Below are 25677 nucleotides of genomic sequence, written 5' to 3'. Positions count from 1 at the left end.
CGTCCTCGGGGTCAGGGACAATGGGGCGATGTCCTCTCCTTCGATCGTCTGGTTCCGTGACGACCTTCGCCTGGCAGACAATCCTGCACTCCGTGCGGCGATCGAGCACGGCGAGCCGATCATCGCGCTGTTCGTGCTCGATGAGGAATCCGAGGGGCTCCGTCCGCTCGGCGGCGCAGCCCGGTGGTGGCTGCACCACTCGCTCGCCTCCCTCGCGGAACGCCTGCATGACAAGGGGGCGACGCTCGTCTTGAAGCGGGGCGCTGCAGCCGGCGTCTTGAGAGAGCTCGTGACGGATGCCGGAGCCGGGGCCGTGTTCTGGAACCGTCGTTACGGCGGCCCGGAACGCGCCGTCGACGCGGGCATCAAGTCGGCCCTCCGCGCGGAGGGCGTCACGGTCGCGTCTTTCGCCGCGTCGCTCCTCCACGAACCGTGGACGGTCACGACCGGCAGCGGCACCCACTACTCGGTCTTCACGCCGTTCTGGCGCGCGTGCCTCGCCCTCCCTGCGCCTCGCGCTCCCCTCCCCGAGCCCCGGGAGATCCCGGGAGCACCGCGTCCGCCGGCATCCGACGCCCTCGACGACTGGGCGCTTCTCCCCACGACACCGGACTGGGCAGCGGGACTCCGCGAGACGTGGGAGCCGGGTGAGCCGGCCGCGCGGCGCCGTGTGAAGGAGTTCCTCGAGAACGACCTTCCCGGCTACGACAGCGCCCGTGACGAGCCGTCTGCGGGCGCCACCTCGCTGCTGTCGCCGCACCTGCGCTGGGGGGAGATCAGTCCGTTCACGGTCTGGCATGAGGCGGTCGGCGTCGATGGCGCCGGTGGCTTCCTCTCGGAGCTCGGCTGGCGCGAGTTCGCCTGGCACACGCTGTACCACTTCCCGGATCTGGCGGCGAAGAACCTGCGGCCGGAGTTCGACGCCTTCCCTTGGCCGCCGCTCGACCCGTCGCAGCTGGATGCCTGGCACCACGGGGAGACGGGTGTGCCGCTCGTGGATGCCGGGATGCGCGAGCTTTGGCATACCGGCTACATGCACAATCGGGTGCGGATGGTGACGGCGTCGTTCCTCATCAAGAATCTGCTCGTCGATTGGCGACTCGGCGAGGAGTGGTTCTGGGACACGCTCGTCGACGCCGACGAAGCCAGCAACCCCTTCAACTGGCAGTGGGTAGCGGGTTCCGGAGCGGATGCCGCACCGTACTTCCGCGTGTTCAACCCCGAGCTCCAGGCGAAAAAGTTCGACCCGCAGGGCGTCTACATCTCGCGTTGGGCATCGAAGGCGCCGACCGAGCCTATCGTCGACCTCGCGGAGACACGGAAGGCTGCGCTCGCAGCGTACGACGCCGTCAAGCGGGCCCCGAAGACACGGCGCGAGGGGAACGACGGCGTCCGCGATCGGTAGGCGTGCGACGGTGGTTCGCGCCGTCCGTGCCAGACTGGAAGCGTGACCGAATCCAGGAAGCCAGCCGTCATCCGCGGCTTCGCTGCGTCGTCACTCGCGATCTTCGTCGCACTCGCCGGCCACGTGACCGGCGGCGGGGAGGTGCCCGGCGCGCTCGGCATCCTCGTCCCGTGGATCTTCTCGTTCATGGTCTGCGTCCTCCTCGCCGGGCGCTCTCTGTCACTCATCCGCCTCGGAGTGTCCGTCGCAGTGAGTCAGTTCCTGTTCCATGCGCTGTTCGTGCTCGGCACCGTCACACCCTCCGGAGTCTCGACGCCGCACGTGCACGGTGGACCGCTCGTGATCCCCGCGGGGCCCGGCATCCCGGAGGCGGTCGCCGCTGACACCTCGATGTGGCTCGGCCACACGGTCGCGGCACTGCTGACGGTGGCCGCGCTGTACCGGGGCGAGCGTCTGGTCCTCGCCGTGCGAGACCTCGCCCGGCAGCTGAGTCGATGGCTGCGCCGCCGTGTCGATCACGTCCTGCTCCTCCCGGCGCTCCGTCTGCCCCGCCGTCTGCGCGGCGTCTTCGACCTCGCCTGCAGCCGCGGCCTCATCCTTCTGGCGACCCTTCGGGGCCGCGCTCCTCCTCTCTCCGCTGCGATCTGATCCGTGCCCTGGACCCTCACGGTCCAGAGGCGCGTCACACCGTGCGCGATCGTCGCGCGCGGGTTCTGAACGCATGCATGAACGCCGCACACGCGGCGTCTGATGAGAGGTCATCCCATGTCCCCTGTCCGCAGGATTGCGGCCGGGTTGGCGTTGGCGACGATCGCGACCCTCGCGATCGCCACGCCCGCGTCCGCCCACGACCAGCTGGTATCCAGTTCCCCGGCCGCTGACGAGCAGTTGGCGGCCGCGCCGGAAGACATCACGATGTCGTTCTCCGGTGAGCTCCTGGTCCTCGATGAGTCGCTGACCGGGGCTGTCGTCATGGTCGTCGACGCCTCGGGGAAGGACTGGGTCTCCGGCGACGTCACGGTCGCCGGGCGCACGGTCACCGCCAGACTCGAAGCGGGGATGCCCGTTGCCGGCTACCAGGTGCGATGGCAGGTGGTGTCAGAAGACGGTCACCCGATCGCCGGGGTCATCCCCTTCACGGTCGGCGATGCCGAACCGATGCAGGTCCCGACATCCGGTGACACGGCGACGACATCCTCCGCAGGCGAAGAACAACCGGATCAGAACGCAACAGGTTCGAGCACCACCCTCCGGGTGCTGCTCATCGGCGCAGGGGGAGCGGCTGTGGCCGTCCTCCTCCTCGTGCTCATTCGATTCCTTCGTCGTCCCCGGACGACAGCAGATGACCTGTGAAAGGCACCATTGTGAACACCACCAAGAACCTCCCCCGACTCGCCGCTGTGATCGCGGTCTCCCTGCTCGCGCTCACCGGGTGCGCTCCTGAGAGCCCCACGAGTGAGCCCACGACGCGTCCCGCCGGTGACACCATCACCATCGAGGATGCGTGGGTGAAGTCGGCTGAAGAGGGAATGTCCGCCGGCTTCGGAACCCTCGTCAACAGCGGAGACGAAGACGTGACCGTCGTGTCGGTGACGTCCGAGGCGTCGCCGATGATCGAGCTGCACGAGACCGTCGAGAACGAGGCAGGCGAGATGGTCATGCGCGAGAAGGCCGGCGGATTCGTCATCCCCGCCGGAGGGACGCTCGCGCTGGAGCCGGGAGCGAACCACATCATGCTGATGGATCTGAGCGCCCCGCTCACCGCCGGCAACGACGTCACCTTCACCGTGACGTTCTCGGACGACTCCACCTACGAGTTCACGGCCCCGGTGAAGGACTACTCCGGCGCGAACGAGAACTATGAGGATGGCGAAGAGCACGAGGGTATGGATCACTGATGTCGGCGCCCTCTGAGGGCGCCCGCTCCCGACGCTCCGGGTCGACCCGGCGACAGTTCCTTCTCGGAGGAGCTGTCGCCGGTGTCGGCGCGGTCGCTGCCGTCGGAGTGGATCTCGCCCTGAACCGCGCGGATGCTGATCAGGCACCCGCCTCCACCCCGATGAACGGTGAGCAGACCGTACCGTTCTTCGGCGACCATCAAGCGGGCATAGACACGGCTGCGCAGGCGCACGGGCTCTTCGTCGCCCTCGACCTGCATGACGACGTCGATCGCGACGGGCTCGCCCGGCTGATGGGACTCCTGACCGATGACGCCGCACGCCTGACGCAGGGCCGCGCCGCGCTCGCCGACTCCGAGCCGGAGCTCGCGCTCGCTCCGGCGAGGCTGACCGTGACATTCGGCTTCGGCCCGAACTTCGTCGCGCGTGCAGGCGGCGTGGGTCCATCGTGGCTCGCCACCTTGCCTGCTTTCGGGGTGGACCGGTTGCAAGCGGAATTCTCCGACGGCGACCTCCTCCTGCAGATCGCCGCCGATGACCCGCTGACCGTGGCCCACGCGACCCGGATGCTGTTGAAGGACGCCCGGGGCTTCGCCGACGTCCGGTGGACGCAGCAGGGTTTCCGCCGCGCGTACGGAACGGAGCGCCCCGGCACGACGATGCGGAACCTCTTCGGCCAGGTGGACGGCACGACCAACCCGGAACCCGGCACGGCGGACTTCGATGAGGTCGTGTGGAGTGCGGACGGCTGGCTCGCCGGCGGGACGGGCATGGTGCTCCGACGCATCCACATGGACCTCGACAAGTGGGACCGGCTGGATCGCAGCGGACGGGATGCATCGGTGGGGAGGACACTCGCCAATGGAGCGCCGCTGACCGGCGCCGAGGAGTTCGATGAACCGGACTTCGAGGCGAAGACATCCCTCGGCTTCCCCGTCATCCCGCAGTTCGCTCACATCCGCCGTGCCCGCGGCGACGGTGCCGAACGGATCTTCCGGCGCGGGTACAACTACGACGAACGCCCTTCGGGCGCTTCCGTCTCGGAGTCGGGCCTGCTCTTCGTCTCTTTCCAGGCCGACGTCGACGCGCAGTTCGTCCCGATGCAGCGGAGGCTCGACGAACTCGACCTGCTCAACGAGTGGACGGTCCCGATCGGCTCGGCCGTCTTCGCGATCCCGCCGGGTTGCGCGGAGGGCGGGTTCATCGGTGAGACGCTCCTGACATGAGGCGACGTTCTGGAGTGAGCGCATGGCGCACGTAGGAGGGTCGACCCACGCGGGTGTGCAGCCTGCGATCGACTCGCGAGAGAGACCCCCACCTAGGCTTTCGCCCGGGTGGGGGTCTTTCGTCACGCCTAGGTCAGGCGATCAGTCGGTGGATGTTCCAGCCGTGTCCGACCTTGATGCGAGTGCCGAAGCCGGATCCACCGAGCCCTGGGTAGAGCCAGAGATCGCCTGCTTCGTCACGCGAGAGGACGTCGGCATAGCCGTCCGCACCGAAGTCGACGCCACCCGTGATCGCCGTCATGGTGTTCCAGCCGTGACCGACCTGGTAAGGGTTGTTGAGCGTTGACCCGTTGCCAGGATAGAGGAGAAGTTTGCCGCTGGTGTCACGTGCGAGGATGTCACCCTTGCCGTCAGTCCCGAAGTCTCCCGCGAGGATCATGCTGAAATTGCCCCAGCCGTTTCCGATCTGTATAGCTCCGCCGTTGAACCCGCCCGCGCCGTTCCCCGGATACAGATAGAGGTTGGCGTCATTGCCGATGGCGACGAGGTCGGCCCGTCCGTCACTGTTGAAGTCGGCACCCCCTGTCACTAGCCGCATGGTTCCCCAGCCGTGCCCAACCTGAGAGGCCTGGAACGAGTTGCCTCCTACGCCTCGGTAGAACCAGAGGGTGCCGTCGTCCCGCACAGCGATCGCGTCCCCCTTGCTATCCCCGTTGTAGTCACCGTGGATAAGAGCGCGAGTCGTTCCCCAGCCGCCGCCGAGTGTGTCGGTGGCCCACCCACCGTTGCCATTGCCGTTGTAGGCGGTCATCTGACCGGTGGTCGACACTGCGAGCACGTCGGCCTTGCCATCCCCGTTGTAGTCAGCATTGACGCCGGTACTGCTGCCTCCGAGACCCGGAAAGTCCATGGGGATCGCGGCGCCTCGTGTGACGTTCGTCTTGCAGGTGTACCCCTGGTTGGCGACGTTGGTACCGTTGCGATAGATCTCGAAGTGAAGGTGGGCTCCTGTTGAGTTTCCGGTGCTTCCCACGACGCCGATCTGCTGGCCCTTCGTCACCGTCTGCCCAGGGTTCACTGAGCCGGGGGACGCCATGTGCGCATACAACGTGGTGTATCCACTCGGGTGGGAGATCACCACATAATTGCCATACCCGCTGCTAAACGTGCGAGTGCTGACCGTCCCACCGTAGGCAGCCACGATCGGCGTTCCTCCGTTGTGCGAGATGTCGATGCCAGTGTGGCTGGGCCGCTCGCCTCCGCAGCCATCGGCGACGCGGGACACGATGTATCCGGTTGCCGGTTGAATCATCACGCCGTATGCGGCTTGCGCAGCGGGCGGTGCCGCAAAGGGTACGAGCGCACCGACGACGACCGCGAGAGCCGTCATGATTCCGATTCGGGCGCGACGAAGCGCCTGGGTTCTCTTCATTTTCAGTTCCTAAAGTTGGATGGGTACCCGCGGCCGAGGGCGTTTCACGTTCACGCTACCGATCGGCGTGCACGCGGCGCTGTCCCCTCTTCTGCCTACAGACATGCCATGCGAACGCGAGATACGTTGAGAGATCCCCACGCGCGCTCCGGCACGCACAGGTTCTTTCGTACCGGCGCCCGCGCCGCGATCCTCGTGTCGCCCTTTCGCGTTCTTGAGCCAGCGTGAGAAGGCGCGAAATCAATTGGTTCGGTCGATCTGTGATTGCTGTCACCGATGGGATTGGAGGTCAGAGAAGCCCCGCAAACACGCTCCAACCGCGGCGCCGCATGCGCACCCCTCCGCGCCGATCCGGCACCAATGAGCAACGGCCCCACCCAACCGAAGTTGAATGGGGCCGCCGATGCGCTCTCTAGACGGAGCCGTAGTTTAGGCTCATTTTGGCAACTCGGGTCTGGTTGACGCCACCTTGCGGGGATCGCGCCGCCACGAACAAGTAGTTTCCCGCCGGCACCGGAATGATCGTGCTGAATTCGATCTGTGCGACGCCATCCGTCACGCCCGGGAATGTTGCCGCGAACCCACCGCTGTACACGCCAGTGCTAGCGTGCAGAAGGTAGTACTGGAGCATGAGCGTCTTTTCGGGCGTAAGACCCGTGAAGTAGGCATGGGTGGTGATCTGATAGAGTCCCGCGCCTCCGGCTCCCCCGGCCATATCGAACACACCCGATGAGAAGTACAGGCGAGTGTTCGATGTCGTACCAATCGGCACGGTGTAGTCGCCTTGCTTGCGGTGGTAAATCGGCACGTCATCCTCCGGTAGTGGTGTGGGCGTGGTTGATCCTGAGTACTCCCAGTGCCACGCCTCTGGGTGAGCTCCGTTCGGTTCCGCCCAGGAGGGATGGAACCATCCGAACTTTTGCGCATTGGCCTTCATCCACACGTAGATGGGATTACTCCAATCCGTGCGTCCGACGCCGATATCGATCGCGAGTGCCCAGCCGTGGTTGGATGTCCCCGGCACGGCTGCCAGCCCGCAGTTCCCCTGACCGCACCAGTAATTGCGGGCTTCAACCTGGCCCGCGAAATCGCGGTAGGCATCGCTTAGCGGCAGGTCTCGTCCCAATGCGGCCCGGAAGGCCTTATTCAAGGCGATCAATGCCGTCACAGCATCCGAACGCAACCGTCGGGCAGTGTTCCACGGCACGGTGGACAGCGCTGACAGTGGGATCCTGCCGTTCGCATGCCCGCCCCATGCGCCCGCCTTGACCACGAGAGAGGCTGCGCTCGCGCTCGTAGGTCTGGAGAAGAGGTCTGCTCCGACTGACGATGCGGCGACGAAAACCCCGGCAGACGATAGGAGCGTTCGACGCGAGATCCCGTGCGCGCTCATCATCGGGATGTCAGGGGACACAGGTGCGCTCGATTCAGTCATGCTCTCGATCTCGCTGTTCGAAGGATGTGAGTTTCTTTGACCGTCATACGTCTCCGTAGTCGAAGGCGGGCGCTTGGATGTGAGTTACCTGATCGCTGCTGAAGCGAAGCCTCACGAAGTCGAGTCCCACTTCGCCTGGCCTCGTGAGCGATTGAGTGTTCGTTGCCTCACGGGCGGTGATGCCGAGGAAGTCCGCGCCCTCTCCGACGTCACGCGCCTCACCTGCCAGCGCCGAAGCACGATCCGAACCGACTTTGATCCCCTCGAGCGTTGCGGCGTTCACACCACCCACAACCGGAGCGGAGATCGTAATGCTCGCACGAGCGTCAGTTAGGCGCAGCACCCGCGCGCCTTGCCAATCGTAGAAAGTCACTTCGTATCCGTTCGGATCCTCAGTGATGCTCGGTGAGGATCCGAACGCATCGGTGAGCGCCTGAATCAGCGCGTCAGGATCGTTGTAGCTGAAGGTGGTCAACTGGTCACCGTCCATCACGGTTACCGCGCTGACGCCAATCGTTAGGTCGCTCATGGTCTGAAGCCTACGAACAGATGAGCGCCGAGCGCTGTCCCCTCTTCGGCCTACAGACGCGTACACGTGTAGCCCACTAGACTGCCCTCCCCCCGAGGCATGCGGGAGCGAGTGATAGACAGGGTGAGCCGCCACGCCCGGCGGGTAGTTTCGAACCCACAGTCCGTCGCGGGAGACGCGCAGGTTCTTATTCCCCAGATGTTGCCCAACTCGGTGGGAACACGAAAAAACCCCCGGAAATCCCGGGGGTTTGTCTGTGCGCGATACTGGGATCGAACCAGTGACCTCTTCCGTGTCAGGGAAGCGCGCTACCGCTGCGCCAATCGCGCCCGTTGGGGCTATTCAGTTTTCCCGTGAGGTGGCGACGGGATTCGAACCCGTGTAAACGGCTTTGCAGGCCGGTGCCTAGCCGCTCGGCCACGCCACCGTGTGGATTGACCCCACGTGCGAAGGACCTTCCGAAGAAGATCTTCTGCACTCGAGCGGATGACGAGACTCGAACTCGCGACCCCAACCTTGGCAAGGTTGTGCGCTACCAACTGCGCTACATCCGCATTTCGTTCCCGGTTGTCCCGGGCACTCATGAAACATTAGCCGAAGATTTCCCGTCCGCCAAACCCGTTGCGAATCTCGCGCGTGTCTCGCTGACTGGTCCGCGAGGGCTCCGAGCGTCGGGTAGTATCGGTTGACGTACCCCGCGGGTATGGGCGATTGGCGCAGTTGGTAGCGCGCTTCCTTCACACGGAAGAGGTCATCGGTTCGAGTCCGGTATCGCCCACCATAACCTCCGATTCGCCGCTACTCCAGCATGATGCGGATGACCCTGTCGTCACCGGTCGCAGGGCGACCACGGCCATCCGTGTTGTTGGTCAGAACCCAGAGCGCGCCATCCGGAGCCACCGCCACATCGCGGATCCGACCGTACTCACCCGGGAAGAACTCGGTGGAGGCGGACAGGTCGCCGAGCGGTACGCGACGCACCCGCTCACCGCGAAGGTTGGCGACGAAGATCGCGCCGTCCGCGATCGCGATCCCGCTGGGACTCGCCGCATCCGGGGCCCACTGCTGCACGGGATCGATGAAGGTGCCACGATCTCCGACGCCCTCGACCTCCGGCCACCCGTAGTTGCCGCCCGCCTCGATGACGTTGAGCTCATCCCAGGTGTCCTGGCCGAATTCGCTCGCGTACATCGTGCCGCGATCGTCCCAGGCCAGTCCCTGCGGGTTGCGGTGGCCGAGGCTGTACACGGGTGAGCCCACGACCGGGTTGTCCTCGGGCATGCCGCCGTCCGGTGCGATGCGGAGGATCTTCCCCGAAAGACTCCTCGGATCCTGTGCGCTCTCGCGCTCGCCGGCGTCACCGACGGTCACGTACAGCATGCCGTCCGGACCGAACGCGATGCGGCCTCCGTTGTGATTCGTCGCGGCCGCGAGTCCCGAGAGAACCATCTCGGGATCACCGAGCTCGATCGATCCCGGGGAGCCGGACAGTGCGAACCGCTGCACCCGGTTCTCGTCTGCCGCAGTGGAGTACGCGTAGAGCCATCCCTCCTGGACGGCGATGCCCAGGAGACCACCTTCGCCTCGTGGCTCCACGCCGTCGATCACGGCGACCTCACGCACGTCCCCGTCGTCGGAGATCTCCAGCACCCGCGCGGTGTCGCGCTCGCTGATCAGCGCGGCCCCCTCATGGAAAGCGATGGACCACGGCGCGGCCAGATCTTCGACGACCGTCGAGGTCTCCCCCGTGGCTTCGCCCTCAGAGACGCTGTGAGGTAGCGGCGCGCAGGCGCTCAGAAGCAACGCGGACAACGACGCGATGCCCAACGCGCACAGGACACGTCGCACCTTCGACTCCATCACCGCTCCTTCCGGACCGTACGCTTCCCCTCGAGGCTAAACGCACGACCACGCAGGCAGAAGACCCGGGGGCACCGTTCCTCGGTCGCATCGTCGGTTCTGTCCGACCGTGCGTGTAGTCTGCCCCGGTGTCGATAACTCACGCTCTCCCCGGTCCGTGCACGCTCTGCGGCGGCGGTACGGGGTTCCGCACCGAGGAGCACTGGTGCTGTGCGGCGTGCGGCTGGGGCTACGGTGATGTACCGGACGCCGACCTCCCGCTCCCCCGCGTCGACGTCGTCTACTACATCCGCTTCGACGAGCGCGTGAAGATCGGGACGAGCAGCAACCCCCGCAGACGCCTCGCCGCGCTCCGGCACGACGAGCTCCTCGCCTTCGAACGAGGAGGGCGGTCCCTGGAGCAGCAGCGACACCGCGACTTCGCCTCCATCCGCGAGGGCGGCGAGTGGTTCACCTTCACGCCCGCTCTGCGCGCGCATGTCTCGCAGCTCCACCACGAGGGCGAACCCTGGGTGCTCTACGCGCGTTGGCTGAGCGCAGCGCTGCACGGAGACGATGACCGCGGGTAGACCGTCACATGACGATGCCGGGCGACTGCTTCGGGAAGTCCAGTCGCCCGGCACCGCGTATCGGGAGGTGATCAGGCCGTGGCTGCGCGTCCTCGTGCGTTCGCAGGCTCCGGCTGCGAGAAGAGCACGACGACGATCACCGCTGCCCCCACCACGACGTGCGGCAGCCAGACGTTGAGAGCCTCTCCGGAGAAGCCGAAGATCCAGGGCGACAGCGCGAGGAACAGGCTGGCGACGATGTCGAACACGAGATGCACGGGCATCGGGATGAAGCCGAACGGCCCCCACTCGTACTTCGTGAACAGGCTGTAGACGATGAGCCCGATGCCGAGGACGATCGGGATGATGACCGCGGGTCCGCCCATGCTCGCGAAGCCGAACAGCCAGGGCGCGGCGATCAGGGCGATGCCGACGATGTAGTCGAGAGCTCCGTGGACCTTGGTGGGAATGAAACGCATGATTCCTCCTTGTGTGGCGCCGCTGAACGCGACTCACCACTGGTTCGAAGCCCTCCTCGCATCGGATTGCCCGCGGCGTGAGGAAGGGTCGCGGACGAGTGTTCGCGGCTCGGCCCCAGGCGGCGCTGCTACGGTGAGCAGAGTCGGCAACTCGCCGGCATCAGGGAAGACTTCTCGTCGACCAACGGGCCTCATCGGTCATTTCGTTCTCCGTCGCCTCCTCTGTGTGAACCCGAGGAGCGTCATGCCCATCCCGTCAACCCCTGCCTTCCGAGACCCTGCGCACGCATGGGCCGCCCCCATCGCCCTCCCGAGCGGCTCGACGGCGATCGTCTACTGCGAAGGTCAATTCGGGGAGCAGGACGGCAAGACGGCGAACGGACTGGTCCGCCACTCCGAGAAGTACGAGATCCTCAGTGTCATCGACAGCACCCACGCCGGTGCGGATGCCGGCATGCTGCTGGACGGCACCGCGAACGGCCTCCCGATCGTCAGTGATCTCGTCACCGGCATCGCGCACGCCGGTCACGTCCCGGACTACCTGATCTGCGGCGTCGCACCGGCAGACGGCCTCCTCTCGGCAGGTCAGCGCACCGTACTCCTGGACGGGATCGCTCGAGGCATGCACATCATCAACGGTCTGCACGAGTTCCTCACCGACGACGCCGAGTTCGTGGCCGCCGCGCTGCTGGCCGGAGTGACGATCACCGACATCCGCCGCCCGCGCGAGAAGAAGGAACTCCACCTGTTCTCCGGGCGGATCTTCGACGTGACCTGTCCGCGCATCGCGATTCTCGGCACCGACGGAGCCATCGGCAAGCGCACCACCGCGACGATCCTGGTTCGGGCGCTGAACGAACGCGGCATCCATGCCGTCATGGTCGGCACCGGGCAGACCACGATCATCCAGGGCGGCCGCTACGGCGTGGCGCTCGACGCACTCGTCCCGCAGTACTGCTCAGGTGAGGTCGAGAACCAGGTGGTCGCGGCATTCGAGGGCGAAGACCCGGACGTGATCATCGTCGAGGGGCAAGGCGCGCTCAGCCACCCGGCGTACATCACGTCGGCGCACATCCTCCGTGGGAGTCGGCCTGCCGGAGTCATCGTGCAGCATGCCCCGGGCCGCACGGTGCTCGGAGACTTCCCGATGGTCGCGATGCCGACGGTCGACAGCGAGGTCGCTCTCATCGAGGCCTTCGCCGACACGCGTGTGATCGGTGTGACCGTGAATCACGAGAACCTCTCCGCGGATCAGCTCACAGCGGCGATCGACGGGATCGAGATCGACACCGGCCTCCCCGCCACGGATCCGCTGACCCGCCCGCTGGGGGAACTCGTCGACATGGTGCTGCAGGCGTTCCCCGCCCTCACCCCGCGGCCGACCATCCGTAGCGTCGTGTGAGAGCGGCACCGACCCGGTCGTAGCGGCGTCGGTCCAGGACAGCGGCTTCTCGACGGAGTCCTCGCTCGTGCACGCTGTAGAGCTGTTCGATGTCGACCCAGGATTCGCGTCTCTGCGCGTCCCACTCCCCCGTGCCGATCGAGAGATAGTCGCGATCGCCGTCGTGGGGTCTGCTCGTCATGCGTACGGCGTACACGCGCTCAGCGGACTCGCGTCCGATCACGAGAACGGGACGATCCTTGCCGCGTCCGTCATTCTCCTCGTAGGGCACCCAGGTCCAGACGATCTCCCCGGCATCCGGCGCCCCGTCGCGCTGCGGCGCGTAGGCGACCTCCAGACGCGTGATCCGGTCCGGATCGACGCGAACGGTCTCGCTGCCACTCATCCGCCCCCGCTCCACCGTCGACGACGACGGCGCGGGTCGTTGCTCCTCGGTCCGCAGACGCGCGACCGGGCGCCTCGGACCTGATGTCCGAGGCGCCCGGCCAGAACGAACTGCCTTGCGCAGGATGTCCAGGAGTGATGTCAGGATGCTGTTGCTCTTGCCCACTCGGTCACCCTAACCGCAGTTCACGCGTCGACGAGTGCGTATCCCTCCTCGCCGTGGACGACCTGGTCGACACCGGCGATCTCGTCCTCGCTCGTGACGCGGAATCCGATCGTCTTCTCGATCGCGAAGCCGATGAGGAAGGCGACCACGAAGGAGTAGATCAGCACGCCGACCGCGGCGATGACCTGCACGGCGAGCTGGCGGGCGTCGCCGCCGACGAACAGACCCGTGTCGGTGGCGAAGAAGCCGAGGTACAGGGTTCCGATCAGACCGCCGACGAGGTGGATACCGACCACATCGAGCGAGTCGTCGAAGCCGAGACGGAACTTCAGCTCGACAGCGAGGGCGCAGACGATACCGGCGACAGCACCGAGCAGGAGGGACCAGCCCGGGGTGAGGTTGGCGCAGGCCGGGGTGATGGCGACGAGACCGGCGACGGCACCGGAGGCTGCACCGACCGAAGTCGCCTTGCCGTCCTTGATGCGCTCGATGAGGATCCAGCCCAGGATCGCGGCCGCGGTGGCGCCGAGCGTGTTCAGCCCGATGAGTCCGACTCCGCCCATGTCCTCAGCGAGCCACTCCGCACCGGCGTTGAAACCGAACCAGCCGAACCACAGCAGTGCGGCACCGAGGAGGGTCAGCGGCACGTTGTGCGGCTTCAGGATGCCCTTCTGGAAACCGATGCGCTTTCCGAGGACCAGAGCGAGCGCCAGGGCGGCTGCACCCGCGTTGATGTGGACCGCAGTACCGCCGGCGTAGTCGATCACGCCGATGCCGCTGTCCTCACCGAAGAGCGTCGTGCCGAGGTTCATGATCCAGCCGCCACCCCAGACCCACGCGGCGACCGGGAAGTAGCCGACCGTGGCGAAGATGCCGGCGAAGATCAGCCAGCTGCCGAACTTGGCACGATCCGCGATCGCTCCGGAGATCAGCGCGACGGTGATGATCGCGAAGGTCGCGCCGTAAGCGACGCCCAGGAGCGCGACGTTCGATCCTTCACCGGACGCCAGGCTGGACAGCCCGAAGTCGGCGAAGGGGTTGCCTGCGAAGGCGGTCGGGCTGTCGACGGCGCTCATCGAGAAGCCGAAGAGAATCCACAGCACGGCGACAAGTCCGATCGAGCCGAAGCTCATCATCATCATGCTGACGACGCTCTTCGCCTTGACGAGACCTCCGTAGAAGAAGGCGACGCCGGGCGTCATGAGCAGAACGAGCGCTGTCGCGGTGATCGCCCACGAGATGTTGCCGGGAGCATCCATAGGAAAACCTCACATCCGAAGTAATTGAGAGCTTCAGTGTGACGACGCGCCGTTTCGCGCATGCGTGAGGTTTGTTTCCCCGCTGTTACAGCGCCGCTCCTGGTATGAACATCGCGTTACGCGGCCCTTCGGGGTTACGCAGAATGCGTCAAGGCGTTGAGTCGAGAGACGGCGCGCAGGTACTTCTTGCGGTATCCGCCGGCCAGCATCTCCTCGGAGAACACCGAATCGAGCCCGAGCCCGGTCGCGATGACGGGGATCTGGGCGTCGTACACGCGGTCGACGAAGGCGACGAAGCGCAGCGCCTCGGACTGATCGGTGAGCTGATGCACGTCGCGCAGCCCGACCTGGTCGAGACCTTCGATCACACGGATGTAGCGAGACGGGTGCACCTGGGCGAGGTGACGGATCACATCGTCGAAGCGGTCGTCGGATGCCGTGCCGTCCGCCGTCGCTGCTGCCGCTTCATAGGCGTCGTCATCCAGGACCACGGCGTGTCCGTCGATCGCCCGCTGGCGGAAGTCCACTCCGTCGATGCGGAGGGTCTGGAAGCTGTCGGACATGGCGTGGATCTCGCGGAGGAAGTCCTGTGCGGCGAATCTTCCCTCGCCGAGCGCGTTCGGTGGGGTGTTGGAGGTCGCCGCCAGGCGGGTCCCCGTGGGAACGAGCTCTCCGATGAGGCGGGTCATGACCATGGTGTCGCCCGGATCGTCGAGCTCGAACTCGTCGATGCACAGTAGATCCGCGCCTTTGAGCAGGTCGACGGTGTTCTTGTACCCGAGGGCCCCGACCAGGGCGGTGTACTCGATGAAGGAACCGAAGTACTTCCGTCGGGCCGGCATCGCGTGATAGATGGAGGCGAGCAAGTGGGTCTTGCCGACACCGAAGCCGCCGTCGAGGTAGACACCGGGTTTGAGCTCGGGTTCCTTCTTCGCGCGGCTAAAGAGGCCGCCGCGCTTCACCGCGGGGCCGCGGCCCGCGAAACGCATCAACGTCTCTTTCGCCTCCTCCTGCGAAGGATAGGCAGGATCCGCGCGATAGCTGTCGAAAGTCGCCGTGTCGAACTGGGGCGGCGGCACCAGGCTCGCCAGCATCTCGGGTCCGGTGACCGTCGGCTGACGATCGGTGAGGTGCACGGTGCGGCTGGTCGTGTCGGTCATCACGGTCCTGAATCGGGTGCTGGCCTGTGTCGAAGTCTTACGAATCGGGCGCAGGGTGCTCGGCGGGGATCTATCGTCGAAGGGACGGATCAACACTACGCCGTCCGTAATCACCCCCTCGTCCGCTCACACGCTTCGGAGATCCCATGGCCATCGAGTTCGATTCCTCCTCCCCCAAGTTCGCCGAGTACGCCGAACCCGGTCGCCTCGTGACCACGGAGTGGCTCGCCCAGCGACTCGGGACGCCCGGACTCGTCGTCGTCGAGTCGGATGAGGACGTGCTTCTCTATGAGACGGGCCACATCCCGGGTGCGGTGAAGGTCGACTGGCACACCGAGCTCAACGACCCCGTCGTCCGCGACTACGTCGACGGCGAGGGCTTCGCAGAACTGCTGAGCCGCAAGGGCATCTCCCGTGACGACACCGTCGTGATCTACGGCGACAAGAACAACTGGTGGGCGGCCTACGCCCTCTGGGTCTTCTCCCTGTTCGGCCATGAAGACGTCCGCCTTCTCGACGGCGGACGCGATCGCTGGATCGCCGAGGGCCGGGAGATCACCCGCGAAGCGACCAGCCGCCCGGCGACCGAGTACCCGGTGGTCGAGCGCGACGACTCGGTGCTCCGCGCCTACAAGGAAGACGTCCTCGCCCACATCGGCAACCCGCTGATCGATGTCCGCTCCCCCGAGGAGTACAACGGAGAGCGCACGACGGCTCCCGCATACCCCGAAGAGGGTTCGCTCCGTGCCGGCCACATCCCGACGGCGCAGAGCGTGCCGTGGGCGAAGGCGGTCGCGGAAGACGGCGGTTTCCGCAGCCGCGCCGAGCTCGATGAGATCTACCGCGACGGAGCAGGCCTGAACGAGGGCGATCAGATCGTCGCCTACTGCCGCATCGGGGAGCGTTCGAGCCACACCTGGTTCGTCCTCAAGCACCTCCTGGGCTTCGAGAACGTGCGCAACTACGACGGCTCCTGGACCGAGTGGGGTAGCGCTGTACGTGTTCCCATCGTCACCGGATCCGAGCCCGGCACGCTCTGAGCATGTGACAATGACAGGGATGAGCACAAGCGACGTTCCTGAGGCCCTCGCCGACATCCGCGACGGATTCCTGGAGATTCCCGAAGCCGACCGTCTCCTGCTGCTGCTCGAGTTCTCGGACGAACTTCCCGACGTGTCCGCAGAGGTCGCGGCGCACCCGGAGATGTACGAACGGGTCGCCGAGTGCCAGTCGCCGGTGTACATCCACGTCGAGGTCGACGACGACATCGTCACCATGCACGCCTCAGCGCCGCCCGAGGCGCCGACCACGCGTGGGTTCGCGAGCATCCTGGTCCAGGGCCTGACCGGCCTCACCACCGATGAGGTGCTCGCGATACCGAACGACTACCCGCAGTCGATCGGACTCACCAAGGCCGTATCGCCGTTGCGGATCGGGGGCATGACCGGAATGCTCATGCGCGCGAAAAACCAGGTCATTCAGAAGCGGTGAAGCCCTGAGCCTCGAGCCAGTCCGTGATCGAAGTCGTCCAGCCGACCTGATCGTAGTTCCACAGCTTCGTGTGGCGGGCGACCGTGAACCGCGGCATGGTCACGAGGTCGGGGCGCGCCTCCTGCAACGCATGTGAGGAATCCGCCGGCACGAATCCGTCGTCGTCGCTGTGCAGGATCAGCACCGGCGCGGTGAGTTCGTCCGCACGAGCGACCATGTCCAACCGGTCGAACGGGATCGGCGCATCCGCTCCGCTGAGGCGTGCGGTGAGGGGCATCTGCAGCGCCCCCATGGCCAGCCCCGGAAGCGGCGCCCGTACGCGGGCGAGCTTCGCCTGGAATCTCAGCACCGTGCGCCAGTCGACGACCGGCGATTCGAGGATGATCCCGGCGATGCGATCGCGGTGCCCGGAGGTGACCGCTGCCTGCAGCGACACCGCACCTCCCATCGACCAACCCATCAAGATGACGCGTTCGGCACCGTGCCGCAACGCATAAGCGATCGCGGCATCGACGTCACGCCACTCCGAGGCACCGAGGGCGTACGCACCCGCCCTCGTGCGCGGGGCCTCGCCGTCGTTGCGATAGGACACGACGAGGTTGGGAAGGCCGGCGGCATGCAGCACCGGCACCGCACGGAGACACTCGGCGCGTGTCGCCCCACGGCCGTGCACCTGGACCACCCAAGTCTTCGACGACGCCGGGAAATACCAGGCCGGGCACGGCCCCGCGGGCGAACCGATCAGCAGGTTCTCCCACCGCAGATGAAGCTCACTCGGCGAGGAGTAGTAGTAACCGCTGAAGGCCGCGGCGCGGTCGACGCGAGCACCGGGCTCGATCTGTGTCAGGAGCTTGCGACGCACCGTCCCCGCGTCCGCGCTGAGCACGGCGCCGAGCTTGACATAGCCGTAGGTGCCCGTCGTGAACAGGCCGTAACGACCGGGAAGCTCGGTGTCGGGAGTGCGCTGCAGCTCGATGGTCTGTGCGCCGGTGTCGACGGCGAGGATCTCGGTGTCGGTCGCGCGACGCATGGGGGTGACCACTCGCCGGGCCACGGCGAACACGACGAGAGCGAACGCCGCCCCGAAAGCGAACAGGGCGGGGACAAGGAGGGTAACGGCGTGCCTGAGACTCTTCATCGCTTCCTGACTCTAGCCTGTTGCCGTGACCGCACCCCCCGAAGCCGGGACGCCCTTCGAGAGCGCCGTGGCCGAACTGCGCGCGACCGAGTTCCGCGATGACATCACGGTGCGCGAGATCGCCACACCGCAGGGCCTCGCGCCCTTCGCCATCGCCCTCGCCGCCGATGTGCGCCCGGAGGGTGACGGCGAGTCCGTGTACGGCACCGGCCGGTTCGTCCTGCTGCACGATCCGGAGGAACCAGGGGCATGGGGCGGCTCCTGGCGCATCGTCATCTTCGCGCAGGCCCCGCTCGAGACCGAGATCGGCACCGACCCCCTCCTGGCCGATGTGACGTGGTCGTGGCTGGTCGATGCGCTCGACTCCCGTCAGGCCGTCTACCACTCGGAATCGGGCACCTCGACCAAGACGCTGTCGAAGGGATTCGGCGGGCTCGCCATCGAGGGCGACGGGGCCCAGATAGAATTGCGGGCGTCCTGGACTCCGGAAGGCCCGTTCCGACCCCACGTCGAAGCATGGGCCGAGCTGGTCGGAATGCTGGCGGGACTTCCGCCCGGCTCCGAGGGCATCGCCGTGATCGGCGCGCGAAAGGCTGTACGTGACTGAATACTCCGTGATCTCGGATGCTGAGGAGTTCCGCGCGGCGTGCGCCGTGCTCGCCGCCGGCACCGGGCCCGTGGCCGTGGACGTGGAGCGCGCGTCCGGCTTCCGATACTCGCAACGCGCCTACCTCGTGCAGGTCTTCCGTCGCGACGCCGGGGTCTTCCTGTTCGATCCACCGGCGATCGGTGACTTCGCTCCGCTCCAGGACGCGATCGGCGACGTGGAGTGGGTGCTGCATGCCGCGAGTCAGGACCTCCCGTCCCTTCGGGAGCTCCACCTGGAACCGCCGACGATCTTCGACACCGAACTCGCCTCCCGCCTGCTCGGTCACGAGCGCGTCGGGCTCGGGGCGGTCGTCGAGGACACCTTGGGCATCACGCTCAAGAAGGAGCATTCCGCCGCCGACTGGTCGACGCGTCCGCTTCCGGACTCCTGGCTGGAGTATGCCGCTCTCGACGTCCTGCATCTGATCGACGTCCGCGACGTCCTCGTCCTGGAGCTCGAGGAGCAGGGCAAGACGGAGATCGCGGCGGAGGAGTTCGCCGCCACCCTGACACGCGCACCCAAACCCCCGAGAGAAGACCCCTGGCGCCGACTCAGCGGCCTGCATCAGGTGCGCGGCGCCCGCAACCTCGCGGTCGCCCGTTCTCTGTGGCAAGCCCGCGAGGCATACGCGCAGGACCAGGACGTCTCGCCCGGACGACTCGTGCCGGACCGCTCCCTGGTGGCCGCGGTCATGGCGAACCCGCCGTCGAAGCAGGCTCTGGCCGGCGTCAAGGAGTTCCAGGGGCGCGCCAGTCGCACACAGCTCGACCGCTGGTGGCAGGCCATCGTCGAGGGCAGGGCGACGGAAGACCTCCCCCGTGAGCGCGTGCCGAGTGACAGCCTTCCCCCGCCCCGCGCGTGGGCAGACCGGAACCCCGAAGCGGATGCGCGACTCAAGGCTGCGCGACCCGTCGTGGAGGCCACGGCCGAAGAGCTGGGGATGCCGACCGAGAACCTCCTGACGCCGGAGTATCTGCGCCGCGTGGCCTGGGAGCTGCCGGGAGAGACTCCGGAGGAGATCGGCGCTGCACTGGCCGCACTGGGCGCCCGCCCCTGGCAGATTGCACAGACCGCACAGAAGATCGCTGCGGCCTTTGTAGAAGCCGCGCAAACGCCCGACGCGACCCCCGCGACCGCTTCGTAGGTTCGATCCAACCGATTCCTCCCGGTTTTCACCGGCTTCGTAGACTGAGGCCACGCACTAACTTGGAGGCAGAGTGGCCGAGATCTCGGACGTCTTCTTCGTCGATGGAGTACGCACCCCTTTCGGGCGCGCCGGCGAAAAGGGCATGTACTGGAACACCCGCGCGGATGACCTCGCCGTCAAGGCGACCATCGGCCTGATGGAGCGCAACGCCGCCGTGCCGGCCGACCGCATCGACGATGTCGCGATCGCGGCGACGAGCCAGACCGGCGACCAGGGGCTGACGCTCGGGCGATCCGTGGCGATCCTCGCCGGCCTTCCGCAGACCGTGCCCGGTCTCGCGGTGGAGCGCATGTGCGCAGGCGCGATGACGAGCGTGACGACCATGGGCGCGTCGATCGGCGTCGGCATGTACGACTTCGCCCTCGCCGGCGGCGTCGAGCACATGGGCCACCACCCCATCGGTGGCAACGCCGACCCGAACCCGCGCTTCGTCGCCGAGAAGATGGTCGATCCCGGCGCGCTCAACATGGGCGTCACCGCGGAGCGGATCTTCGACCGTTTCCCGCACCTCACGAAGGAGCGCTCGGACCGATTCGGCATGCTCAGCCAGCACAAGGTGCAGGCAGCGTACGACGCTGGCAAGATCCAGCCCGACCTCGTCTCGGTTGCCACCAAGGGTCCGGATGGCGCCTGGGGCCTCGCGACCGAGGACGAGGGCCGCCGCCCGCAGACCACGATGGAAGATCTCGCGTCCCTCAAGACGCCGTTCCGCCCGCACGGGCGTGTCACCGCCGGCACTTCCTCCCCGCTCACCGACGGCGCGACGATGTCGCTGCTCGCCGGGGGCGGAGCGGTGAAGGAGTTCGGACTCGCGCCGAAGATGCGGATGGTCTCGTTCGCCTTCGCCGGTGTGCAGCCCGAGATCATGGGCATCGGACCGATCCCGTCGACCGAGAAGGCCCTCAAGAAGGCCGGACTCACGATCGACGACATCGGCCTGTTCGAGCTCAATGAAGCATTCGCCATCCAGGTGATCTCTCTGCTCGACCACTTCGGCATCGCCGATGACGACCCCCGCGTCAACCAGTGGGGCGGCGCGATCGCGCTGGGACACCCGCTCGCGGCATCCGGTGTGCGCCTGATGATCCAGCTCGCGGCCCAGTTCGCCGAGCGCCCCGATGTCCGCTACGGTCTGACCGCCATGTGCGTCGGCCTCGGTCAGGGCGGTTCGGTCATCTGGGAGAACCCGCACTACGACGGCAAGAAGAAGAAGTGAGCGCCACTGTGACCAACTACGACGAGATCGACTTCTCCCCCATCCAGGCGCTCACCGAGGGCGAGGTCATCACGCAGTCGCCCGTGCGCGACATCCGTCTCGCCTCCGGCAAGGTGCTCGCCCTGATCACCCTCGACAACGGCCGCGATCACACGCGTCCGAACACACTGGGTCCGGCGACCCTCACTCAGCTGGGTGAAACACTCGACGCTCTCACGGCACGAGCGGCCGCGGGCGAGATCCAGGCTGTCGGCATCACGGGAAAGCAGTACATCCTCGCCGCGGGCGCCGATCTGTCCGACATCAGCAAGGTCGGCTCGCGTGACAACGCCCGCCTGATCGCGCAGCTCGGCCACAAGGTGCTCGGCAAGCTCGGCGATCTCGGTGTGCCCTCGTTCGCGTTCGTGAACGGCCTCGCTCTGGGCGGCGGCCTGGAGATCGCTCTGAACTCCAGCTACCGCACAGTCGACGCCTCGGCGGCGGCAGTGGCCCTGCCCGAGGTCTTCCTCGGCATCATCCCGGGCTGGGGTGGCGCATACCTCCTGCCGAACCTGATCGGCATCGAGAACGCGCTCGAGGTCGTCATCTCCAACCCGCTCAAGCAGAACCGCATGCTCAAGCCTCAGCAGGCATTCGATCTGGGCATCTTCGACGCGATCTTCCCCGCGGCGAACTACCTCGAGAACTCCCTGTCGTGGGCGGACGCCGTTCTCGGCGGCAAGAAGGTCGAGCGCAAGAACGAGCCCGGCAAGATCGAACGCCTCACCAAGTGGCCGATCGCCATCAAGATGGCACGCGGGATGCTCGAGTCGAAGATCGGCACCGTGCCGAAGTCGCCTTATGCCGCACTGGACCTGCTTGACAAGGCCAAAGCCGGAACCAAGGCAGAGGGCTTCGCCCGCGAGGACGAGGCGCTCGCCGAACTCGTCACGGGCGATCAGTTCGCGGCGTCCATGTACGCGTTCGACCTCGTGCAGAAGCGCGCGAAGCGTCCTGTCGGCGCTCCGGACAAGCAGCTCGCGAAGAAGGTCACCAAGGTCGGCATCATCGGCGCCGGTCTCATGGCGAGCCAGTTCGCGCTGTTGTTCGTGCGCAAGCTACAGGTGCCCGTGCTCATCACCGACCTGGACCAGGCGCGCGTCGACAAGGGCGTCGCGTACATCCACGAGGAGATCGGCAAGCTCGAGGCGAAGGGACGCCTGGACGCCGACTCGGCCAACAAGCTGCGCGCGCTCGTCACCGGCACCACCGACAAGAGCCTCTACGCGGACTGCGACTTCGTGATCGAGGCCGTGTTCGAAGAGGTCGGCGTCAAGCAGCAGGTGTTCGGCGAGATCGAGAAGGTCATCGCCGAGGACGCGATCCTCGCGACCAACACCTCGTCGCTGTCCGTCGAGGAGATCGGCTCCAAGCTGGCGCACCCCGAGCGTCTCGTGGGCTTCCACTTCTTCAACCCGGTCGCAGTGATGCCGCTGATCGAGATCGTGAAGACACCGGCGACGGACGATGCCGCGCTGTCGACGGCTTTCGTCGTCGCGAAGAATCTCGGGAAGAACGCGGTGCTCACCGCCGACGCGCCGGGCTTCGTCGTGAACCGACTGCTCGCCAAGGTCATGGGCGAGGCGGCCCGCGCGGTCTACGAGGGCACGCCGATCGCCGACGTCGAGAAGGCGTTCGGCCCGCTCGGCCTCCCGATGGGACCGTTCCAGCTGATCGACCTGGTCGGGTGGAAGGTCGCCGCCCACGTGCAGGACACGATGGTCCACGCCTTCCCCGACCGGTTCTACGCCAACGAGAACTTCCATGCGCTCGCGGAACTCGACGCGGTCGTGGAGAAGGACAAGGGCGGACGCGTCATCGGCTGGACCAAGCAGGCCGAGAAGGTGCTGAAGCCGGCGGTCGGCAAGACCCCTGCCTCCGCAGCGACCATCCTGCAGCGCGTTCAGGACGGCCTGGCCCAGGAGATCAAGCTGATGCTGGACGAAGGCGTCGTGCCCGAGGTCGAGGACATCGATCTGTGCCTCATCCTCGGCGCCGGCTGGCCGTTCATCGACGGGGGCGCCTCGCCGTACCTCGACCGTGAGGGAGCGTCCGAGCGGGCCTTCGGCAGCTCGTTCCACACTCCGCAGATCCGCGGCGTCGAGAGCCGCTGACCGCGAACACCATCACGCGACGCGCCCCACGGGATTCCCCGCGAATCCGGTGGGGCGCTTCGTCGTCCGCTCTGCGATGACGCGGCACCGCAGATTCCCGTCGCCGAGGCTCAACCGGCGGACTGAACCGGTCGGCCGTCGACCTCACCGTAGCGAGGCCAGTACGACAGTGCCCTCTCCGCGAGCGCGGTGATCGTGAGCGAGGGGTTCACCCCGGGATTGGCGGGCACAGCGGCACCGTCGACGACGTGCAGCCCGGGATGCCCCCAGACGCGGTGATATGCGTCGATGACCCCGTGTGCCGGCGATGCGGAGATCACGGCACCTCCGAGGAAGTGCGCCGTGAGTGGGATGCCGAACACCTCCGGCCAGGATCCGCGCGGAGCTGCGGGCACCCCGCCCTCAGCCTCGACCCGCGCGGCGATCGCCGCAGCCGCGGTGTGAGCTTGGGGCAGGTAGCTCGGGTTCGGCGATCCGTGACCCTGCGCACTCGTCATCACGAGGCGACCGAAGCGGCGGCGTAGCGAGAGGGTGAGCGAGTTGTCCGCCGTCTGCATCACCAGCGCGATGATCCCCCGCTCACTCCAGCGCCGGAGGCTCCCCAGACGGAACTGCCGCAGCGGGGAGCGGAGCACCTGCGCGACGAGGCTGCGCAGCCGCACCCCCAGCGGCCGCCCTCCGGGGACGATGACCGTCGCCAGCGCCCCCATCAGGTTCGAGCCCGGCCCGTAGCGGACGTTCTCGACGTGCGTGCGCTCGTCGATGTGGAACGAGGTCGTGATCGCGACGCCGCGAGCGAGCTGGAGAGACTCCGGGACGTCCGTGGCGACCGCGCCGTCCAGCGCTTCCGAATTGGTGCGAGTGAGACGGCCGATCGACCCCGAGATCCGCGGCAGTGCGCCGGACTCCTTCATCCGATGCAGGAGCTGCTGCGTGCCCCATGTGCCTGCCGCCAGCACCACCTGCCTGGCGGTCACCGTCCTCCGCGCGTGCCGGAGCCACGCCCCGCTGCGCTGTGTCGTGACCGCGAACCCCCCGCTGGGGAGCTCCCGCACCTCGCTGACCGTGCGCAGCGCCTCGATCGCGACCCCGCGGCGTTCCGCGAGAGCGAGGTAGTTCTTCATCAGTGTGTTCTTCGCGCCGACACGACAACCCACCATGCAGTTCCCGCAGAGGGTGCATCCGGTGCGATCGGGGCCCTCGCCGCCGAAGAAGGGGTCTGGTGTGCGCTCCCCCGGCTTTCCGAACCAGACGCCGACCGGCGCGCGCCGGAAGGTGTCGCCGACGCCGAGGTCCTCCGCGGCACCGGCCATGATCCTCTCCACAGGTCCCGTATGCGGGTAGTGCTCGACGACGCCGAGCATCCTCTTCGCCGTGGCGTAGTGCGGTGCGAGCTCCGTCTCCCAGTCCGCGATACCGTGCCATTGCGGGTCCGCGAAGAAGGCCGATCCGGGCTGGTACAGCGTGTTCGCGTAGTTGAGCGATCCGCCTCCCACGCCTGCCCCGGCCAGGATCAGCACATGCGGCAGTCGGTGGATGCGCTGGATCCCGTAGCAGCCCAGGGCCGGTGCCCACAGGTACCGGCGGACGTTCCAGTTGGTCTTCGCGAAGTCGTCGTCCTCGAAGCGACGCCCCGCTTCGTAGACGCGCACACGGTATCCCTTCTCCGCCAGTCGCAGTGCGGCAACGGAACCGCCGAATCCGGAACCCACGACCACGACATCTTCATCGAACTCAGTCATCGCCCTCCTTCGGCACCATCATCGTGAGCGCTCCCGGAATGACCGAGATCGTGCACTCATCCTCGCCGATCCGCTCGCCGTCGGCGTAGACCACGAGACCCGGGGCCGACACCGTGACCGACTGCGCGCGACGATGCGCGACCTCACCGCGCGCGAGATGCGTTCCGCGGAGCAGCAGCGGAAAAAGCCGCAGCAGGCGCAGTCGGCCCAGCGGGGCGACATGAACGATGTCGAGGAACCCGTCGTCCGGCACAGCCCCGGCGCAGATCGGCATCCCGCCCCCGTAGCTGGAGGTGCTGCCGGCAGCGATGAGCGTCCCCGGCGACCTCCTGGCGGGTTCACCGTCCACCGCGAGCGTGAAGTCCATCGGCTTCAGTCGCAGGAGCTCGATGAGCAGTGCGAGGTAGTAACGCGGCGCGCCGTGCGGCCAGCGGAGCCGGTTGGTGCGATCACTGACTTTCGCGTCGAAGCCCAGCGCCGCGATGGTCAGGAACCTCCGGCTGCCCTCCGCGGTGCGGACCACGCCGACATCGATCGCTCGTGGCACGCCCCTGAGGGCGAGTTCGGCGGCAGCCCGGGCGTCTCCGCGCGGGAGCCCGAGCGCCCGGGCGAGATCGTTCCCTGTGCCCGCGGGCACGAGGACGATGGGGACGGCGGCGTCGCACACCGTGTCGAGCACGCCGGAGAGCGTGCCGTCACCCCCCACTACCACGAGGACACGCGGCTCATCCGCCAGCGCGGCCACGGCGAGCTGGGCGGTATCCGTTGCCGAGACACCCGCGTAGGTGCGCACGTCGACGCCGTGCTCCCGGAGGAGACGGACGGCCGTCTCGGTCGCCCGCTCGCCTCGGCCTTTGCCTGCGTACGGGTTCGCGAGCACGGCGATGTGCTCGGACAC

Annotated in this window: 24 protein-coding genes and 4 tRNA genes; 14 read left to right on the top strand and 14 right to left on the bottom strand. The window is 67.0% G+C overall.

The features are described 5' to 3' along the window. The first annotated feature begins 28 nt into the window (after positions 1 to 28). The 5 genes from KV397_RS07795 to KV397_RS07775 all read left to right on the top strand — a co-directional run bounded on the left by KV397_RS07795 (position 29) and on the right by KV397_RS07775 (position 4529). A complete protein-coding gene (locus tag KV397_RS07795) occupies positions 29 to 1405 on the top strand; it encodes a cryptochrome/photolyase family protein (protein ID WP_261812569.1) in 1377 nt (458 codons plus the stop codon). Positions 1406 to 1447: 42 nt separating this feature from the next. Then, a complete protein-coding gene (locus KV397_RS07790; RefSeq protein WP_232761805.1) occupies positions 1448 to 2053 on the top strand; it encodes a hypothetical protein in 606 nt (201 codons plus the stop codon). Positions 2054 to 2170: 117 nt separating this feature from the next. Then, the gene (locus KV397_RS07785; protein ID WP_153244156.1) at positions 2171 to 2758 is read left to right on the top strand and encodes a copper resistance CopC family protein; all 588 of its coding nucleotides are present in this window, start codon (positions 2171 to 2173) and stop codon (positions 2756 to 2758) included. Continuing rightward, positions 2755 to 3303 (top strand): copper chaperone PCu(A)C, encoded by a 549-nt coding sequence (locus KV397_RS07780; protein ID WP_261812568.1) that lies wholly within the window; start codon positions 2755 to 2757, stop codon positions 3301 to 3303. The genes KV397_RS07785 and KV397_RS07780 overlap by 4 nt, the downstream gene beginning before the upstream one ends. Beyond that, on the top strand, positions 3303 to 4529 hold the full coding sequence (locus KV397_RS07775; protein ID WP_131491081.1) for a Dyp-type peroxidase: 1227 nt from the start codon (positions 3303 to 3305) through the stop codon (positions 4527 to 4529). The genes KV397_RS07780 and KV397_RS07775 overlap by 1 nt, the downstream gene beginning before the upstream one ends. Positions 4530 to 4662: 133 nt before the next feature. Here the strand turns inward: KV397_RS07775 and KV397_RS07770 are convergent, their stop codons facing one another. From KV397_RS07770 to KV397_RS07745, 6 genes are all read right to left on the bottom strand, one after another. Beyond that, the gene (locus tag KV397_RS07770; RefSeq protein ID WP_248569479.1) at positions 4663 to 5919 is read right to left on the bottom strand and encodes a VCBS repeat domain-containing M23 family metallopeptidase; all 1257 of its coding nucleotides are present in this window, start codon (positions 5917 to 5919) and stop codon (positions 4663 to 4665) included. A gap of 454 nt (positions 5920 to 6373) precedes the next feature. Then, positions 6374 to 7396, bottom strand: coding sequence for a M15 family metallopeptidase (locus KV397_RS07765; protein WP_131491083.1), 1023 nt, complete (start codon positions 7394 to 7396; stop codon positions 6374 to 6376). Between the two features lie 43 nt (positions 7397 to 7439). After that, entirely contained in the window at positions 7440 to 7925 is a 486-nt protein-coding gene (locus KV397_RS07760) for a hypothetical protein (RefSeq protein ID WP_153244157.1), read from the bottom strand. A 257-nt stretch (positions 7926 to 8182) separates the two neighbouring features. Beyond that, positions 8183 to 8254: transfer RNA gene (locus KV397_RS07755), tRNA-Val, on the bottom strand. A 27-nt stretch (positions 8255 to 8281) separates the two neighbouring features. Beyond that, positions 8282 to 8352 (bottom strand) — tRNA-Cys (locus KV397_RS07750). 54 nt (positions 8353 to 8406) lie between these two features. After that, positions 8407 to 8479 (bottom strand) — tRNA-Gly (locus KV397_RS07745). 151 nt (positions 8480 to 8630) lie between these two features. Between KV397_RS07745 and KV397_RS07740 the strand changes: the two genes are divergently transcribed. Continuing rightward, positions 8631 to 8706: transfer RNA gene (locus tag KV397_RS07740), tRNA-Val, on the top strand. 17 nt (positions 8707 to 8723) lie between these two features. On the opposite strand, the gene KV397_RS07735 is transcribed toward KV397_RS07740, so the two are convergent. After that, on the bottom strand, positions 8724 to 9785 hold the full coding sequence (locus KV397_RS07735) for a PQQ-dependent sugar dehydrogenase (RefSeq protein ID WP_261812567.1): 1062 nt from the start codon (positions 9783 to 9785) through the stop codon (positions 8724 to 8726). Between the two features lie 128 nt (positions 9786 to 9913). On the opposite strand from KV397_RS07735, the gene KV397_RS07730 reads away from it, so the two are divergent. Beyond that, complete coding sequence (locus KV397_RS07730) at positions 9914 to 10354, top strand: GIY-YIG nuclease family protein (protein ID WP_261812566.1); 441 nt, start codon at positions 9914 to 9916, stop codon at positions 10352 to 10354. Between the two features lie 71 nt (positions 10355 to 10425). On the opposite strand, the gene KV397_RS07725 is transcribed toward KV397_RS07730, so the two are convergent. Next, complete coding sequence (locus tag KV397_RS07725; RefSeq protein WP_047519453.1) at positions 10426 to 10812, bottom strand: SPW repeat domain-containing protein; 387 nt, start codon at positions 10810 to 10812, stop codon at positions 10426 to 10428. A 244-nt stretch (positions 10813 to 11056) separates the two neighbouring features. On the opposite strand from KV397_RS07725, the gene KV397_RS07720 reads away from it, so the two are divergent. After that, positions 11057 to 12214 (top strand): DUF1611 domain-containing protein, encoded by a 1158-nt coding sequence (locus KV397_RS07720; RefSeq protein ID WP_261812565.1) that lies wholly within the window; start codon positions 11057 to 11059, stop codon positions 12212 to 12214. Here the strand turns inward: KV397_RS07720 and KV397_RS07715 are convergent. The 3 genes from KV397_RS07715 to zapE all read right to left on the bottom strand — a co-directional run bounded on the left by KV397_RS07715 (position 12180) and on the right by zapE (position 15183). Further along, positions 12180 to 12764, bottom strand: a complete 585-nt coding sequence (locus KV397_RS07715; protein WP_261812564.1) for a type II toxin-antitoxin system PemK/MazF family toxin — start codon at positions 12762 to 12764, stop codon at positions 12180 to 12182. The genes KV397_RS07720 and KV397_RS07715 overlap by 35 nt on opposite strands. 20 nt (positions 12765 to 12784) lie before the next feature. Next, entirely contained in the window at positions 12785 to 14023 is a 1239-nt protein-coding gene (locus KV397_RS07710) for an ammonium transporter (protein ID WP_047519451.1), read from the bottom strand. Between the two features lie 134 nt (positions 14024 to 14157). Beyond that, entirely contained in the window at positions 14158 to 15183 is a 1026-nt protein-coding gene (gene zapE / locus KV397_RS07705) for a cell division protein ZapE (protein WP_134353770.1), read from the bottom strand. A 146-nt stretch (positions 15184 to 15329) separates the two neighbouring features. On the opposite strand from zapE, the gene KV397_RS07700 reads away from it, so the two are divergent. Next, positions 15330 to 16223 carry a sulfurtransferase gene (locus tag KV397_RS07700; RefSeq protein WP_261812563.1) on the top strand — a complete coding sequence of 298 codons (894 nt, stop codon included), beginning with the start codon at positions 15330 to 15332 and terminating at the stop codon, positions 16221 to 16223. A gap of 19 nt (positions 16224 to 16242) precedes the next feature. Further along, on the top strand, positions 16243 to 16674 hold the full coding sequence (locus tag KV397_RS07695; protein WP_047519445.1) for a SufE family protein: 432 nt from the start codon (positions 16243 to 16245) through the stop codon (positions 16672 to 16674). Here the strand turns inward: KV397_RS07695 and KV397_RS07690 are convergent. After that, complete coding sequence (locus KV397_RS07690; RefSeq protein ID WP_261812562.1) at positions 16658 to 17812, bottom strand: alpha/beta hydrolase family protein; 1155 nt, start codon at positions 17810 to 17812, stop codon at positions 16658 to 16660. The two genes, KV397_RS07695 and KV397_RS07690, sit on opposite strands and share 17 nt — an antisense overlap. Before the next feature lie 25 nt (positions 17813 to 17837). On the opposite strand from KV397_RS07690, the gene KV397_RS07685 reads away from it, so the two are divergent. The 4 genes from KV397_RS07685 (at position 17838) to KV397_RS07670 (ending at position 23037) form a co-directional block, all read left to right on the top strand. After that, entirely contained in the window at positions 17838 to 18419 is a 582-nt protein-coding gene (locus KV397_RS07685; RefSeq protein ID WP_047519441.1) for a DUF3000 domain-containing protein, read from the top strand. Further along, entirely contained in the window at positions 18412 to 19605 is a 1194-nt protein-coding gene (locus tag KV397_RS07680) for a ribonuclease D (protein WP_261812561.1), read from the top strand. Before KV397_RS07685 ends, KV397_RS07680 begins: the two co-directional genes overlap by 8 nt. Before the next feature lie 73 nt (positions 19606 to 19678). Beyond that, positions 19679 to 20884: a thiolase family protein gene (locus KV397_RS07675; protein ID WP_047519437.1), complete on the top strand. Its 1206-nt coding sequence runs from the start codon at positions 19679 to 19681 to the stop codon at positions 20882 to 20884. Positions 20885 to 20892: 8 nt separating this feature from the next. Beyond that, positions 20893 to 23037 (top strand): 3-hydroxyacyl-CoA dehydrogenase NAD-binding domain-containing protein, encoded by a 2145-nt coding sequence (locus tag KV397_RS07670; protein ID WP_248540745.1) that lies wholly within the window; start codon positions 20893 to 20895, stop codon positions 23035 to 23037. A gap of 110 nt (positions 23038 to 23147) precedes the next feature. Here the strand turns inward: KV397_RS07670 and KV397_RS07665 are convergent, their stop codons facing one another. Beyond that, positions 23148 to 24779, bottom strand: a complete 1632-nt coding sequence (locus KV397_RS07665; RefSeq protein WP_153244161.1) for a GMC family oxidoreductase — start codon at positions 24777 to 24779, stop codon at positions 23148 to 23150. Further along, a complete protein-coding gene (locus tag KV397_RS07660; RefSeq protein ID WP_131491123.1) occupies positions 24772 to 25677 on the bottom strand; it encodes a YegS/Rv2252/BmrU family lipid kinase in 906 nt (301 codons plus the stop codon). The genes KV397_RS07665 and KV397_RS07660 overlap by 8 nt, the downstream gene beginning before the upstream one ends.

It is taken from the genome of Microbacterium aurugineum, assembly GCF_023101205.1.
Lineage (GTDB): Bacteria > Actinomycetota > Actinomycetes > Actinomycetales > Microbacteriaceae > Microbacterium > Microbacterium aurugineum.
The sequence above is the reverse complement of the archived record's forward strand: the minus strand, read 5'-3'. Positions and strand labels throughout refer to the sequence as shown.

What these genes read in the sequence shown, in the direction of transcription:
- KV397_RS07795 (WP_261812569.1), top strand. Translation starts at nt 29, where the DNA reads ATGTCCTCTCCTTCGATCGTCTGGTTCCGTGACGACCTTCGCCTGGCA.
- KV397_RS07785 (WP_153244156.1), top strand. Translation starts at nt 2,171, where the DNA reads ATGTCCCCTGTCCGCAGGATTGCGGCCGGGTTGGCGTTGGCGACGATC.
- KV397_RS07775 (WP_131491081.1), top strand. Translation starts at nt 3,303, where the DNA reads ATGTCGGCGCCCTCTGAGGGCGCCCGCTCCCGACGCTCCGGGTCGACC.
- KV397_RS07770 (WP_248569479.1), bottom strand. Translation starts at nt 5,919, where the DNA reads ATGACGGCTCTCGCGGTCGTCGTCGGTGCGCTCGTACCCTTTGCGGCA.
- KV397_RS07765 (WP_131491083.1), bottom strand. Translation starts at nt 7,396, where the DNA reads ATGACTGAATCGAGCGCACCTGTGTCCCCTGACATCCCGATGATGAGC.
- KV397_RS07760 (WP_153244157.1), bottom strand. Translation starts at nt 7,925, where the DNA reads ATGAGCGACCTAACGATTGGCGTCAGCGCGGTAACCGTGATGGACGGT.
- KV397_RS07735 (WP_261812567.1), bottom strand. Translation starts at nt 9,785, where the DNA reads ATGGAGTCGAAGGTGCGACGTGTCCTGTGCGCGTTGGGCATCGCGTCG.
- KV397_RS07725 (WP_047519453.1), bottom strand. Translation starts at nt 10,812, where the DNA reads ATGCGTTTCATTCCCACCAAGGTCCACGGAGCTCTCGACTACATCGTC.
- KV397_RS07720 (WP_261812565.1), top strand. Translation starts at nt 11,057, where the DNA reads ATGCCCATCCCGTCAACCCCTGCCTTCCGAGACCCTGCGCACGCATGG.
- KV397_RS07710 (WP_047519451.1), bottom strand. Translation starts at nt 14,023, where the DNA reads ATGGATGCTCCCGGCAACATCTCGTGGGCGATCACCGCGACAGCGCTC.
- zapE (WP_134353770.1), bottom strand. Translation starts at nt 15,183, where the DNA reads ATGACCGACACGACCAGCCGCACCGTGCACCTCACCGATCGTCAGCCG.
- KV397_RS07700 (WP_261812563.1), top strand. Translation starts at nt 15,330, where the DNA reads ATGGCCATCGAGTTCGATTCCTCCTCCCCCAAGTTCGCCGAGTACGCC.
- KV397_RS07695 (WP_047519445.1), top strand. Translation starts at nt 16,243, where the DNA reads ATGAGCACAAGCGACGTTCCTGAGGCCCTCGCCGACATCCGCGACGGA.
- KV397_RS07690 (WP_261812562.1), bottom strand. Translation starts at nt 17,812, where the DNA reads ATGAAGAGTCTCAGGCACGCCGTTACCCTCCTTGTCCCCGCCCTGTTC.
- KV397_RS07665 (WP_153244161.1), bottom strand. Translation starts at nt 24,779, where the DNA reads ATGACTGAGTTCGATGAAGATGTCGTGGTCGTGGGTTCCGGATTCGGC.